Here is a 15350-nt window from a genome sequence, read left to right as displayed (position 1 = left end):
AAAAGAAATGCGCATCAGTAGGATGCGCATAATTTCAAAAGGTTCGAATTATTTTTGCGTTAAAACGGCAAAAAACACCCTGTATTAGTTACAAGCGTCTTTTAAAGCTTTGCCAGCCTTAAACGCGGGTACTTTAGCTTCAGCAATTTGGATCTCTTCACCCGTTTTAGGGTTACGGCCAGTACGAGCTGCGCGTGAGCGGACAGAGAAAGTACCAAAACCTACTAACGCTACTTGATCACCAGATTGAAGTGTATCGGTCACTGCTTCGATAAATGCATCCAGTGCGCGACCTGCGGATGCTTTGGAAATATCCGCATTTTCTGCGATTTTTTCTACTAGTTGTGTCTTATTCACTGTAATTCCCCTTTGGTCACCAAGTTATTGTTTTGTTCGGTGCCGATTTCGTTCCATTAAGATTAAAAACAGGCTTAATGCCTTATTACAACAGGGCTTAAGCCATAGTTGGTAACGTTAGCTCCCAAAAAAAACGCTGACAAGCCTTTTTCGACCTATCAGCGTAATCTTTTAGTTATTTTTGCTACACATCACTATTTTACAACAGCAAAACTAACCCCAGCTGGGTCATTTTCTAAGGCAAGCTGCAAGACTTCATCGATCCACTGGACAGGGATCACTTGTAAATCTGCGATGACATTATCTGGGATCTCTTCCAAATCACGTTCATTGTCTTTTGGAATTAAGACCATTTTTATACCGCCACGATGCGCTGCTAACAACTTCTCTTTTAAGCCACCGATAGGGAGCACTTCACCACGTAACGTGATTTCTCCCGTCATTGCGACTTCAGCTTTAACAGGGTTACCCGTTAAGCTTGATACCAGTGCCGTACACATTGCAATACCGGCGCTTGGCCCATCCTTCGGAGTTGCGCCTTCAGGAACGTGGACATGGATGTCTTTTTTCTCGTAAAAATCGCTATTGATGCCTAATTTATCAGCACGAGAACGAACGACGGTCATGGCGGCCTGAATAGACTCTTGCATCACATCGCCAAGTGAACCCGTTTGGGTTAACTTACCTTTACCTGGCATCGATTGAGTCTCAATCGTCAGTAAGTCACCACCAACTTCTGTCCACGCTAACCCCGTTACTTGACCAATTCGATTACTATCATCGGCTTTACCGTAATCAAAACGCTGTACCCCTAAAAACTCTTTTAAGTTTTCTTGGTTGACCGTTACCGTTTTCACTGAGGCATTGAGCAGGATCTTCTTCACCGCTTTACGACAAATTTTCGAAATTTCGCGTTCCAGTCCACGCACACCAGCTTCACGCGTGTAATAGCGAATAATGCCAGTGATCGCTGAATCTTCGATGATGATTTCGCTGGGCTTTAGTCCATTACGCTCAATCTGCTTATTCACCAAATGGCGCTTAGCAATATTGAGCTTCTCATCTTCGGTATAACCAGACAAGCGAATCACTTCCATACGATCCAGCAGTGGCCCTGGAATATTCATCGAGTTTGATGTCGCAACGAACATCACATCAGATAAATCGTAATCCACTTCCAAGTAATGGTCGTTAAACGAATTGTTCTGTTCTGGGTCCAAAACTTCTAACAGCGCTGAAGCAGGATCGCCACGCATGTCTGAAGACATTTTATCAATTTCGTCCAACAGGAAAAGTGGGTTTTTTACCCCAACCTTAGCCATTTTCTGAATTAATTTTCCAGGCAGTGAGCCAATGTAAGTCCGACGGTGACCACGAATCTCCGCCTCATCACGTACCCCACCTAATGCCATACGCACATACTGGCGACCCGTTGCTGATGCAATAGAACGACCTAATGACGTTTTACCAACCCCTGGAGGTCCAACCAAACATAGGATAGGGCCTTTGAGTTTATTGATCCGAGTTTGCACCGCAAGATACTCTAAGATGCGCTCTTTAACTCGTTTCAAACCGTAATGATCAGCGTTAAGGATTTCTTCCGCTTTCGCGAGATCTTTTTTAACCTTCGAACGCTTCGTCCAAGGCACGCTGACCATCCAATCGATGTAGCTACGCACCACGGTTGCTTCTGCTGACATCGGTGACATCATTTTGAGTTTGTGTAGCTCTTGCTGAGTTTTATCGCGAGCTTCTTTGGGCATTTTTGAATCATCGATTTTCTTTTGCAGAGTCTCGAATTCATCAGGCGTGTCGTCCATCTCACCGAGCTCTTTTTGAATAGCTTTCATTTGCTCATTCAAATAATACTCACGCTGAGATTTCTCCATCTGTTTTTTCACTCGAGTGCGAATACGCTTCTCAACTTGTAACAGATCGATTTCCGACTCCATTTGCCCCATTAAAAATTCTAAACGCTCAGAAATGTCTAAAATCTCTAATACTTTTTGCTTATCCACCAATTTTAAAGGCATGTGAGCGGCGATGGTATCAGCTAAGCGAGCGGCTTCATCAATCCCATTCAGTGAAGTAAGTACTTCAGGTGGGATTTTCTTATTCAGTTTGATAAAGCCTTCAAATTGATTGATCGCACTGCGAACAATCACTTCTTGTTCTTTTTCATCCAACTCTGGTGTCAGCAGATATTCCGCCTCTGCTGAAAAGAAATCACCCTCATGAAATTGATTAATTTTCGCGCGCTGCTGGCCTTCAACCAAAACCTTGACCGTACCGTCTGGCAGTTTTAATAGTTGAAGAATGGTCGCTACCGTTCCTACTGCAAATAGATCGGAAACTTTCGGCTCATCGGTTTCAGCTTGTTTTTGAGCAACCAAGAGCACTTGTTTGTTGTTATCCATCGCCGCTTCTAAGCATTGGATGGATTTTTCACGGCCAACAAACAGAGGAATGACCATATGTGGGTATACCACCACATCGCGCAGAGGTAGTACTGGGATCTCGATACGCTCGGAACGTTCCAAGTTCATATTATTCTCTCTTCCGCTTTTATGTATATCGGAGTATATGGGGCCTAACTGACTGGATTCAATGACGGAATTAAAAAAAGGAGGTATCACTACCTCCTTTTAAAAATGGTTGAACACTTTTTACTCAGCGCCTGCTGCCTGACTCTCATTTCCAGAATAAATAAGTAGCGGCTCTGACTCACCATTAATGACGGATTCGTCAATCACGACTTTTTCAACGTCTGCCATTGAAGGGAGCTCGTACATGGTTTCTAACAGGACATTTTCGAGAATTGAACGTAAACCACGTGCTCCTGTTTTGCGTTTCATCGCTTTAGCAGCGATAGCACGCAAGGCATCTTCACGAAATTCAAGTTCTGCTTTCTCTAACTCGAAAAGAGCAGCGTACTGTTTAGTCAGCGCGTTTTTAGGCTCACACAAGATTTGAATTAACGCTTTTTCATCCAACTCCGTCAACGTTGCGGTCACTGGTAAACGACCAATAAACTCAGGAATCAGACCGTATTTAACCAAATCTTCTGGCTCAACTTGGGTGAATAATTCACTCAATGACTTACTGTTGTCTTTTGAACGAACTTCAGCACCAAAACCAATCCCAGTGCCTTTAGCAACGCGTTGCTCAATCACCTTATCCAAACCAGAGAAAGCACCACCACAAATGAAGAGGATTTTGGAGGTATCAACCTGCAAAAACTCTTGCTGAGGATGCTTACGTCCACCTTGTGGCGGAACAGAAGCAACGGTACCTTCAACCAATTTAAGCAGTGCTTGTTGAACACCTTCACCAGAGACATCTCGAGTGATCGACGGATTTTCTGCTTTGCGTGAAATCTTATCGATTTCATCAATATACACGATTCCGCGCTCCGCTTTTGCAACGTCGTAATCGCATTTCTGTAGCAATTTTTGGATGATGTTTTCAACATCTTCGCCCACATAACCCGCTTCCGTCAGGGTCGTAGCATCGGCCATAGTAAATGGCACATCCAAAAAGCGAGCTAACGTTTCTGCCAACAGTGTTTTACCGCTACCGGTTGGACCGATCAGCAAAATATTACTTTTACCGAGTTCCACACCATCACTGGTCGTATCACCGTTACGTAAACGCTTATAGTGGTTATATACCGCAACAGCGAGCACTTTTTTCGCGTGTTCTTGGCCAATCACATAGTCATCAAGATGTTCACGAATTTCACGCGGTGTTGGTAACGCCGACGACTCTTTCTTCGGTAAAACATCTTTGATCTCTTCACGAATAATATCGTTACAAAGATCGACACATTCATCACAAATGTAGACTGAAGGACCTGCGATTAGCTTGCGAACTTCGTGCTGGCTTTTGCCACAGAAAGAGCAGTACAGTAGCTTACTGCTACTACCCTCTTTGCTTTTATCTGTCATTCGCTAACCTCTTAGCCTTTACTCTTGATAATTTGAGTGTATAACAATTTACCCCAAATTGCGTTAATCAATTATTACGATTGTTATTCACCGCGATGGGTAAGTATCGCATCAACAATACCGTAATCGACTGCTTGCTGCGCTGACATAAAGTTATCTCGGTCAGTATCACGTTCAATGACATCTAGTGGCTGTCCGGTATGCTCTGCAAGTAGCGTATTTAATTTATTCTTGATGCTCAAAATTTCTTGTGCATGGATCTGAATATCCGATGCCTGCCCTTGGAATCCACCGAGTGGTTGGTGAATCATGACACGTGAGTTAGGCAGAACGTAACGTTTGCCAGGAGCACCACCTGCCAATAAAAAAGCGCCCATAGAGCAAGCTTGTCCAACACACAGGGTACTTACATTCGGTTTAATAAACTGCATCGTGTCATAAATCGACATACCTGCGGTTACGCTGCCACCGGGTGAGTTGATGTATAGAAAAATATCTTTATCTGGATTTTCAGATTCTAAGAAAAGCAGTTGAGCCACGACAAGATTTGCCATGTGATCTTCTACTTGACCCGTTAGGAAAATAACACGGTCTTTCAATAAGCGAGAATAGATGTCGTATGAGCGCTCACCACGAGAAGTTTGTTCCACCACCATGGGTACTAGCGCGTCAATAATTGGCGACATTGCATTTTTTTCTTGGTAGCTCATAGTCTTAATATCCCTAAAATAAATGGCCCGAATGATGGGCATCACACGGACCATTGTTAGCAGAAGAGTCGAGGTTTCGTCAACCCTTCTTGCTGATCACCGACTAAAATTAAGCCGCTTCTGGGTTCATTAGCTCATTAAAGCTAACGGTTTTTTCCGTTACTTGTGCTTTGGCAATGATGGCATCAATCGCTTGCTCTTCTAGAGCTACATTGCGCATGTTGTTCATCATTTGCTCATTTTGCTGGTAGTAAGCAATCACTTCACTTGGATCTTCATAAGCGGTGGCCATCTCTTCGATGATCGCTTTTACTTTCTCTTCATCCGCTTTCAGCTCTTGAGTACGGATCACTTCACCAAGTAGTAGGCCAACAACAACACGGCGTTTCGCTTGTTCTTCAAATAACTCACGTGGAAGTTGGTTAGCCGCTTCAGTGTTACCACCAAAACGTTGGGCTGCTTGCTGACGTAGTACGTTGATTTCTTGGTCAACCAAAGCAGAAGGAACCAGTAGTTCGTTCTCTTTTACTAAGCCTTCAATCGCTTGCTCTTTAACGCGTGTTTTGATCGCTTGCTTTAGCTCACGTTCCATGTTTTTGCGAACTTCAGCTTTAAGACCTTCAAGACCACCGTCTGCAACGCCAAATTTAGCAACAAATTCATCGTTCAATTCTGGGAGCTCACGAGCTTCAACTTTGTTTACTTTGATAGCAAACTTAGCCGCTTTACCTTTTAGATTTTCCGCATGGTAATCTTCTGGGAAAGTCACGTCGATTTCAAATTCCATGCCTTTGGTTTTTCCAGCAATACCGTCTTCAAAACCAGGGATCATACGACCTGCGCCCATTTCTAGTGGGAAGTTTTCCGCTTTGCCGCCTTCAAACTCTTCACCGTCAATCGAACCGATGAAGTCGATAGAAACACGCTTACCTTCTTCAGCCGCTTCATCCACTTCTACCCAAGTCGCTTGCTGCTTACGAAGCGTTTCTAGCATTTCAGCGACGTCGGCGTCGGTCACTTCTGCTGCTGGTTTTTCTACCGTAATGTTTTCTAAACCTTTCAACTCAACTTCTGGATAAACTTCAAAAGTAGCGGTGAATACCAAATCTTGGCCTTCTTCCATTGAAACAGGAGCAAACGTTGGTGCGCCCGCTGGGTTGATTTTTTCTTTTACGATAGCTTCGATAAAGTGACGCTGCATCACTTCACCAAGCATATCTTGACGTACTGCTTTGCCGTACATCTTAGCAACCATCTTCATTGGCACTTTGCCTTTACGGAAACCATCAAAACGACGGTTTTTCGCGATGTTGCGTAGTTCCGCTGTCACCGCATCTTCGATGTTTGCAGCTGGAACAGTAATATTGAGACGGCGCTCTAGGCCTTCTAGCGTTTCAACAGTAACTTGCATTATTTATAAACCTCAAAACTGGCTCAGTATTACTGAGCATCATGAGCCAATACGTTGACTGGCTGCATCCTTGTGTGGTGCTCGATTGAACACTTAGCGATAAAACATTGAGCATCGGCGTATCCAGTTAACTCACCTTCACGCCGGACTAATGAGTGATATCTTTGCCGATTTGCGCCGAATAAAGGTATCTCTGATTAGTCTCAGGACAAAAATTTAGACGCGACATTCTACCGACCCAAGCTTTTGCTGTCGAGTTAAACCCCAAGCCGGAACCCGTCAATCTGATAAAAACTCGCCTAAGTGCTAAAAAATCCATCACCTCGTTTCAACACGCTGTAATCGAAATGGGGACAATAAAGGCTTTTTCAAGAGAATCGAGGTCTTTTTTTATCCAAATCGATAAAAAGAGATCTTGCTCTTACTTTTATACTTTAAAAAATTCGACACTCGACGGTCCCACCGTAATGACGAGTCTATAGTCACCAAGACATCGTCGAGATGAGAATAGGATGAAGGTCCTACTTAAAAAAGACCGATAGTAACCTCGAGGCGCAAGAGAACATAAGCTAAGAAGAGCAGCTTATCGACAGCGTCTTTCCCCAATCTGGCGGCAATTGAGCATAATGCTCGTTCTCGACTTGTTCAGAAAAAGGGTCACCTAATACGTTGGTTAACCGCTCCAGTTCACGATAGTCCCCCTGCTCAGCGCGTTCAATTGCGATCTGTGCCAAGTAATTTCGTAAAATGTATTTCGGATTATGCTTACGCATCGTGGCACAACGTTGAGAGACCGAGACTAAATGGCCTTGAGCGTCTTTCTCTTGCTGACAACGCTGCAGATAATGCTCTAGCCACCGCTGACCAGCGTCTCTATCAGCAACGAGATCGATAACGCTTTGTTCATCAGCATGATCTAAACACGATAACTGACGCATAAAACGCGTGTAGTCGACTCGATGTTTCGCGAGTAACGTAAATAGCTGGTCGAATAACTCACTGTCCCCAGGCTGCTGGGTCAATAAGCCTAGTTTCTGACGCATTAGCTCGCTAAAATATTGATTAAGTAGCGGTTCATAACGGCTCAAGGCTTGTTCTAAATCTCCGCGGTCAATAAGTGGTGATAAAGCGTGTGCTAAAGCAGACAGATTCCATAAACCTATTCTTGGTTGCTGATTAAACGCATAACGGCCTTGATAATCCGAGTGGTTACAAATAAAACTTGGGTCATAATCATCTAAAAACCCAAAAGGACCATAATCAAACGTTTGTCCAAGAATAGACATATTATCTGTATTCATCACCCCATGAGCGAAACCGACCGCTTGCCATTGAGCAATCATGTTTGCGGTTCGCTCAACAACCTGTGCAAACCAATCAGCATAAGGGTTACCCGCTTGCAGACATTGCGGATAATGCCACTCGATAACCTTATCGGCCAATAAACGTAGCTCATTGATTTGATTAGTATAAAAAAAATGCTCAAAGTGACCAAAACGCACGTGGCTTTGGCTCATTCTGACTAATAAAGCGCCTTTTTCTGCTTGCTCACGATAGACTAGCGTATCACTAACCATCATCCCCAGCGCTCGAGTGGTGGCAATGCCTAATCCCGCCATCGCCTCGCTACATAAATACTCACGGATTGTCGAACGTAAGACCGCACGCCCATCCCCCATCCGTGAATAAGGGGTAAGTCCAGCACCTTTTAAATGCAGATCAAAGACTTCCCCTGAGAGACTGGTTATTTCGGCTAATAGCACACCTCGCCCATCGCCTAAATCTGGATTATAAACCCCGAATTGATGACCCGCGTATTTCATTGCCAATGGTTTAAAACTCTCCGGCATCTGTAGTCCAGAGAAACAAACAAGCAGTTCTTGATCGGGTTGATCGGGTAAACCGAACTGAGTAGCGAATTCCGCATTCCATGCTATCCATTTTGGATTATCGAGCGGTTGAGGCATTACTTCTCGATAAAAAACCTTGGGTAACGCATGGTAACGATTGGTCAGTGTCGTGGTTTGCCAGATAGACATCAATGCTGCTCTTTTGGTGGTATTTTGCGAAAAATAGCAAATACTTGAGTAAAATACTAGGTTTTATATTATCCTCTGCACACTCGGTTTTCGATGAATAACACTCATCAAAACAACCTTGCGCTGAACGCAGCGTCGCTTTCAGTATGACAAGAAAAAGAGCGCTATCCCCGAATAACGAGGAGTCGCAGCGAGGTGGCAAGTGAGTGAAGCCCGATGAACATAGACACGATGTGATAGAGATAAACAAACGCCGCTCACACCGCTGCAGCTTCAAGTTGGAAGGGTATATACTCACTAAACGTAGCCGAGTGCATTACACCAATAAGGGAAACATTATGTTGTCGATATTTGATATTTTTAAAGTTGGTGTTGGGCCATCCAGCTCTCATACCAACGGACCGATGATCGCTGGCTTTCAATTTTTATCCTTGATTGAGGATATATCGCTGGTGACCAGAATCCAGATTGATTTGTATGGCTCATTAGCATTGACCGGAAAAGGTCACCATACCGATCGCGCGGTATTGCTCGGACTACTCGGTAATCAGCCAGATACTATTAATATCACACAAGCGAAGATAGATTTACACACCATTCAACAAACCGCTACGTTAAATTTAGCAGGTAAAAAAAGCATCCCTTTTTCTCATCAAGATGATCTCCTTTTTCATCCACAGAGCTTACCTTTACATGAAAATGGCCTAACGTTTAGCGCGTTTGATCAGCAACATCGCCTTGTCGCTTTTGAAACTTACTACTCAATTGGTGGTGGATTTATTGCTACCGCTGCGCAACTTGAACACGGTCACGCCGCTTCACCCATTAACGTTGAATTTCCTTTTACCTGTGCCGATGACTTGCTCAACAAAGCGCAACGTAATGGACTTAGTCTCGCCGGTCTCGTTCTTCGCAATGAACTTGCTTTGCGTGATGGGCAAGAGATCGATCGAAAATCAGAACAGATTTGGCAAGTGATGTCCTCTTGCATGGAACGAGGGTTTGAAACCGAAGGCATTTTAGAAGGCGGACTTAATGTGACTCGCCGAGCACCTGCGCTCTTGAAAAAACTCGAAGCCAATGCGTCCACAGAACAAGATCCATTAGAAGTCATGGATTGGATTAACTTATTTGCTTTTGCTGTCAGTGAAGAAAATGCGGCTGGAGGTCAGGTCGTCACTTCCCCAACCAATGGCGCAGCCGGAGTTATTCCCGCTGTACTGATGTACTATCATCGCTTTATTCGCCCTTTGGATCTTAAACAAATTAAAGATTTTCTCGCCGTCGCGGGGGCAATTGGTATGCTATATAAAATGAATGCCTCCATTTCAGGAGCCGAAGTCGGTTGCCAAGGAGAAATAGGCGTATCCTCTTCCATGGCGGCGGCAGGATTAACGTCATTACGTGGCGGCAGTAATGAGCAAATTTGTATGGCAGCAGAAATTGCTATGGAGCATTCACTAGGAATGACATGTGACCCAATTGGTGGCTTAGTGCAAGTTCCTTGTATTGAACGTAATGCGATGGGCGCCGTTAAAGCGATTAATGCCTCTCGCATGGCACTGAAACGCACAAGTAAATGCTTAATCTCTTTAGATAAAGTGATTGAAACCATGTTCCAAACAGGGAAAGACATGAATAAAAAATATCGTGAAACGGCGTTGGGAGGTTTAGCGTTAATTCACTTAGCCCCCCCTTGCGAATAATGCTTACCCTGACACGATAGATAGATGCAGATGCGAACCAAGGATGGCTCTTATCTATATGAATGACGCTTCTACCCATACCAACATTATTCTTTAATCAGTAAAGACGGTTTATTTGACGAGGTATCAAGCATGTTATCGATCTGTTTACGCTGTTTAATCCATCGATAACTGAGCGACAATAGACATAGCTCGTAGATCCAAAATGCATAACCCAATATATTCACCAACAATGAAAAACTGACACTTTGATGCCATTGGGCTGACTGATACACCACGAACCCAACCCCTAGTGGTAACACACCAACGAGCAAAAACAGCGATATCTGATAAGGCTGAGACAAACGCCATGCGGTAATGAGCCCGCGTGGTTCATCGTCGATCGATACCGCAGGGATCACTAATAGGCAGCGAGAAAATAACCAAATAACCGGTACAGCCAATAGCAAAAACAGCAACGCTAAACCAAAGAAAGAGAGTTCAAATAGAATCATGACTGAGAAAGTGAATAGAAAAATAAGTACCAATAATCCCGAAAATAGCAATAACCAATAACCGATGACTCTCAATTCTCTTAGCCCAGAGACGGGTTGTGGATTCTTCATCTCGAATGAATGATCGAGTAAAATAGCTCTGTGCATTCTGACGGTAACCCAAGCCGTCACACCAATCATTACTACTCCCGTTAGGAACACCAAAGGCATTTGCTCAGAGAAAAACGGATTGGAAAGAAGCCATCCCCCTAACTGAGTGATCACTAAGTGTGGCCAAGAGAGCCATAAAAATTTCCGCCATTGACGTTTAATCAGCTGAGCCGCGCTGACTAAAGTATATAAAAGCGGTAATGGACAGGACTTCATGAGTGTTACCTCAATGTATAGTAAACCGATAAATGTCATCTATCGGTTGACGAAAAATAAGCTAGTACTATGGACCATGGTGACTATTTTTTCAGCGGCAATCGCGTGACAAGCATCCAGGTTGTGCGACAAGTTAATGACATTTCTGTTATAAAATTAACCCTATCGACACCACCTAATGCGGTAACGAATAGATAGCTCACTATCTTTAACCTTGAATCGCGCCAATAAATTAGCCAGTATGGTTAAAAAAGGAGTTCATAAAGTATGAGTAATATCGCGCCACGCTTAACTCTGCGTGTGATTGAAAAGAACGATTATCCTGAGTTAGCCGCACTGATGGATCTCGTTTTCCACGATGTTGGGGGAGCTTGGCCACGAATGACGATCATGGATCTCATTCATCAATTTCCCGATGGTCAGATTTGTATCGAAGACGATGGTAAAATCATCGGTGCCGCTCTCACCATCAAAGTCGATTACAACCGATTCTCTCTACCGCATGTCTACACTGACATTATCAGTGAACATAATGTCATTCAGCATAAAACCAGCGGTGATGCTCTCTATGGCTTGGATGTGTTTGTCCATCCTGATTATCGTGGTTTACGTTTAGGGCGACGGTTGTACGCGGCGAGAAAAGAGTTATGCCGCAGTAATAATCTTAAGGCGATTTTAGCGGGTGGACGTATACCAGGCTATGCTCAACACGCCGATCAAATGCCCGTTGCTGACTATATTGAAAAAGTAAAACGCCGTGAGTTACACGACCCGATCCTCTCTTTTCAATTAGCGAACGATTTTGATGTTAAGCGTATCATGCGCCATTATCTCCCAGAAGATGACCACTCAAAAGGCTACGCAACATTATTAGAATGGGATAATTTTTTCTATGAGGCAGATATTCAGTCGGTACACGACGTTGAAAAAACGCTGGTTCGTATTGGTATCATCCAGTGGCAAATGCGCGCCGTTGATGGCGTAGAGGATTTGCTCGATCAAGCTGAGTTTTTCATTGATTCATTAGCCAAATATCAAGCCGACTTTGCCCTGTTCCCGGAGTTTTTTAATGCGCCACTGATGGGATTAAAACGTGAACAAAACAGCGTCGAAGCGATTCGTTTTCTTGCTTCTTTTAGTGAACAAATCAAACATCATTTCTCAAAGCTGGCCGTCACTTACAACATCAATATTATTGCTGGCAGCATGCCAGTGTTAGAAAATGGTCAATTGTATAACGTAGCGTATTTGCTGCATCGTGATGGTTCTATCGACGAACAATACAAAATACACATTACTCCCCATGAAAAACGTGACTGGGTAATTGATGGAGGCAATCAAGTCCGCGTATTTGAAACCGATGCCGGACGAGTGGGGATTTTAATTTGTTATGATAGTGAATTTCCAGAACTAGGAAGGATGCTAGCAGAGCAAGATGTGCAGATTATTTTTGTGCCATTTTGGACAGATACCAAAAATGGCTATCAACGTGTGCGGCTTTGCTCACAAGCCAGAGCGATTGAAAATGAGTGTTATGTGGCTATCGGGGGAAGCGTCGGTAACCTGCCACGGGTTGATAATGTCGATATTCAATACGCGCAATCGGCTGTATTTTCACCGTCCGATGTTTTTTTCCCACACGATGCAACGATCACTGAAGCAAGTCCTAACACCGAAATGATCATTTTTGCCGATGTTGATCTCGATAAACTGAAGCAGCTCAATACTGAAGGCTCAGTGACTAATATACGCCACCGTCGTATGGATCTGTACGGTGGATTTACTCACCCCAAAAACTAACCTTCTCTTAACAAAATGACACGCACTCAAGACAACCTACTGTTAAAAATGAAATTATTCACCGTAGGTTGTCTTTAACTTTGCTACTCACCCCTCAAAACGTTAAATTAATGTTACCAAACTCACCATCATTCATTCCGTTCACGTTAGAATACCCTGTCACACGCACATAGGAACTGACTTTTATGGAACATTTACTCGCTGATTTTCCGGTTATTACTGAAATCCCTGTGGCTTGGGGAGAAATGGATGCGCTACAGCATGTCAACAATGTGGTTTACTTTCGTTATTTTGAAACCGCGCGTATCGACTATTTCAAACAAGTTGCCCTGATGGAAGAAACGCAAAGTACAGGTATCGGCCCAGTGCTAAGTGAAACCCAATGCCGTTACAAAATTCCGGTCACCTTTCCTGATACCTTACTGATTGGTTCACGTGTAGTTGATATTCAAAGCGATCGTTTTACTATGGAATATCAAGCGGTCAGTAAAAAAATGGGCAAAGTGACCACGACAGGCTCGGCGACCGTAGTCATGTTTAACTTCAAAAACGGACAAAAAGCTCACCTATCCGACAAACTGATCCACGCCATTAATACGATTGAAGCAACATCGTGATTCCAACCACCTTCTCCCTGACATCGCTTTAAGATGATTTTGAGAGCTATTAGACAAAACGGCCTTTCTCCGAGAAAGGCCGTCTCTTTTCGGCAACAACCATGATCATTGTCATCATTAACCCCCTTTAATTCGGTATAGTTTCCTCATCTTACAGACTGAAACACTAGGTAATTACTTTTTATAACACTTTATACTCATTATCTAACTCTGAAGTGGTGATATTCTCTGCTCAAAATGGTTCATCATCAACATCGTCGATGCCCAGACAACATGAGATAGCGAGTCGGTGGTCAGTGAATCCGTGGCCTTAAGATTGGTAACATTATGATTAAGTGTCATTGATACGTTCAATACCGCGGCAACGGCAAGTGAGAAGGGATCGTCAATTACTAAATTAAGAGAGGTACTATGTTACTTATTGCACAATTAGTTATCGGGCTTACCCTGATATTAATGATCAGTGGTCGAACGCCACTGTATATGACCGCGATTATCGGCTCGACATTGGCCGCTTTACTGGCTGGTTTCCCCGTCACCGGCGGTGCGGATATTACTGTTTTGAAAATGGTCAACGGCAGTTTACACCCCGTGATTGCTGATATGGCGGGTGTATTACTTTTTATTGGTGTCATGGAAAAAACTGGCTTCCTCAACGTGATTATTCAACGCATCATTTTGTTGGGTAGCCGCTTTGGAGGAGGCCCTGGCATTGCCAGTGCAGGAACCGTCGCTGCTGGCGTGATTGGTGGTCTGACTGGCTTTACCCAACCCGCTATTACGGCGGTAATTACTGGTCCTGCCGCGATTGAACTCGGTGTTAATCCAGATAAAGTCGCAGGATTACAAGCGCATGCCGGTCACTTAGGTAACTTTGGTGGATTCACTCACCCAACCCTACTTGCTGTCATCGCCACTGCTGGTATTGGCTTTGGTATGATCAACGTCATTGGTGCGGTGACCGCTTTATCAATTATTGCGATCAGCTTTTGGCGTCTACGCGTTGAGCAAAAACGTAGTGGTATTACTTATACTCAAGAGCAAATCAATGCCATATTGCAAGACATTAAAGATAAATATGAAGATAAAAGCTTTTTAATCGCTATTTTACCTTTTATTGCCTTGGTGATTGGTTTTGCTATTGGTTATCCAGTGTTTCTAGTCGGCGTGTTCTCTGCTTTGTTAGTCGCCATTTTAGCCAAAACACCACTAGGACAAGCGGAATCAATGATGCTTGAAGGCGTGCAACGAGTCGCTATCCCACTCATTGCGACTATCGGCTTTTTATTTATGTCGACTGTCATTCGTAATGTTGGTGTTGTGGACATGGTCGCCAACTGGTTTGATCCTGCGCTGAACTACGCACCGATCGTGGTAATGTTGTTAGTGTCAGCGATTGCTGGTTTGATCACTCAATCAAACGCAGCATCAGCGGCCATTGTATTACCATTTTTAACCATTGTTCTGAAATACGATGTTTCTCCACTCGCCGCCGCTGCTGCTGCTGCTGGTGGTTGTGCGGTTATGCAGTACTTCTTAACAGGGGGTCCCGTTGCTGCTCTTTCAACCACCGTGCCCGTTGTCCCTGGTTCAGAGCTAAAAGCGGCGAACCGCTTCCAACGCCCTTCTATTTTGGGGGGATTATTGGTGTTATTGGCGATTGTTGTCATTATCTAAACCTAATAGACTCCTCTCATGCTGAAACATCGCATAAGATAATAAGAAAAAACGCTAAGTAACCCTGTTACTTAGCGTTTTTATCCGAGGAGGCTCGATATACATCGCCGCTATAGACTATACCCAAACGAGTTGAAGTTGCAGGTAGGCGGCAAGTGAGTAAATCCCCATGAGCATAGGCAAACTATGTGATTGGGGTGAACGAACGTAGCCAACATCGCTGCAG

At 43.9% G+C, this 15350-nt stretch carries 11 protein-coding genes; 4 read left to right on the top strand and 7 right to left on the bottom strand.

Annotation, left to right across the window (positions count from 1 at the left end):
- Positions 1–84 precede the first annotated feature (84 nt).
- The 6 genes from CAG58_RS08270 to CAG58_RS08245 all read right to left on the bottom strand — a co-directional run bounded on the left by CAG58_RS08270 (position 85) and on the right by CAG58_RS08245 (position 8464).
- Positions 85–357: an HU family DNA-binding protein gene (locus tag CAG58_RS08270; RefSeq protein WP_004395643.1), complete on the bottom strand. Its 273-nt coding sequence runs from the start codon at positions 355–357 to the stop codon at positions 85–87.
- A gap of 194 nt (positions 358–551) precedes the next feature.
- Positions 552–2903, bottom strand: a complete 2352-nt coding sequence (gene lon, locus CAG58_RS08265; protein WP_004395644.1) for an endopeptidase La — start codon at positions 2901–2903, stop codon at positions 552–554.
- A 120-nt stretch (positions 2904–3023) separates the two neighbouring features.
- Entirely contained in the window at positions 3024–4304 is a 1281-nt protein-coding gene (clpX, locus tag CAG58_RS08260) for an ATP-dependent protease ATP-binding subunit ClpX (RefSeq protein WP_004395645.1), read from the bottom strand.
- A gap of 83 nt (positions 4305–4387) precedes the next feature.
- A complete protein-coding gene (gene clpP / locus CAG58_RS08255; protein WP_004395646.1) occupies positions 4388–5014 on the bottom strand; it encodes an ATP-dependent Clp endopeptidase proteolytic subunit ClpP in 627 nt (208 codons plus the stop codon).
- A 109-nt stretch (positions 5015–5123) separates the two neighbouring features.
- A complete protein-coding gene (gene tig, locus CAG58_RS08250; protein WP_154168638.1) occupies positions 5124–6425 on the bottom strand; it encodes a trigger factor in 1302 nt (433 codons plus the stop codon).
- A gap of 569 nt (positions 6426–6994) precedes the next feature.
- Positions 6995–8464 carry a protein adenylyltransferase SelO gene (locus tag CAG58_RS08245; RefSeq protein WP_161429627.1) on the bottom strand — a complete coding sequence of 490 codons (1470 nt, stop codon included), beginning with the start codon at positions 8462–8464 and terminating at the stop codon, positions 6995–6997.
- Between the two features lie 338 nt (positions 8465–8802).
- Between CAG58_RS08245 and CAG58_RS08240 the strand changes: the two genes are divergently transcribed.
- Positions 8803–10170, top strand: coding sequence for an L-serine ammonia-lyase (locus CAG58_RS08240; protein WP_161426654.1), 1368 nt, complete (start codon positions 8803–8805; stop codon positions 10168–10170).
- An 86-nt stretch (positions 10171–10256) separates the two neighbouring features.
- On the opposite strand, the gene CAG58_RS08235 is transcribed toward CAG58_RS08240, so the two are convergent.
- A complete protein-coding gene (locus tag CAG58_RS08235; RefSeq protein WP_161426655.1) occupies positions 10257–11030 on the bottom strand; it encodes a sugar transporter in 774 nt (257 codons plus the stop codon).
- A gap of 267 nt (positions 11031–11297) precedes the next feature.
- Between CAG58_RS08235 and CAG58_RS08230 the strand changes: the two genes are divergently transcribed.
- The 3 genes from CAG58_RS08230 to CAG58_RS08220 all read left to right on the top strand — a co-directional run bounded on the left by CAG58_RS08230 (position 11298) and on the right by CAG58_RS08220 (position 15124).
- Positions 11298–12830 (top strand): bifunctional GNAT family N-acetyltransferase/carbon-nitrogen hydrolase family protein, encoded by a 1533-nt coding sequence (locus CAG58_RS08230; RefSeq protein ID WP_161426656.1) that lies wholly within the window; start codon positions 11298–11300, stop codon positions 12828–12830.
- Between the two features lie 185 nt (positions 12831–13015).
- On the top strand, positions 13016–13447 hold the full coding sequence (locus CAG58_RS08225; protein ID WP_004395652.1) for an acyl-CoA thioesterase: 432 nt from the start codon (positions 13016–13018) through the stop codon (positions 13445–13447).
- Between the two features lie 411 nt (positions 13448–13858).
- Positions 13859–15124 carry an SLC13 family permease gene (locus tag CAG58_RS08220; RefSeq protein WP_161426657.1) on the top strand — a complete coding sequence of 422 codons (1266 nt, stop codon included), beginning with the start codon at positions 13859–13861 and terminating at the stop codon, positions 15122–15124.
- Positions 15125–15350 lie beyond the last annotated feature (226 nt).

It is taken from the genome of Vibrio sp. V31_P5A7T61 (assembly GCF_009904895.1).
GTDB classification, from domain to species: Bacteria; Pseudomonadota; Gammaproteobacteria; order Enterobacterales; family Vibrionaceae; genus Vibrio; species Vibrio metschnikovii.
This window is presented reverse-complemented; position numbering and strand designations above follow the sequence as displayed.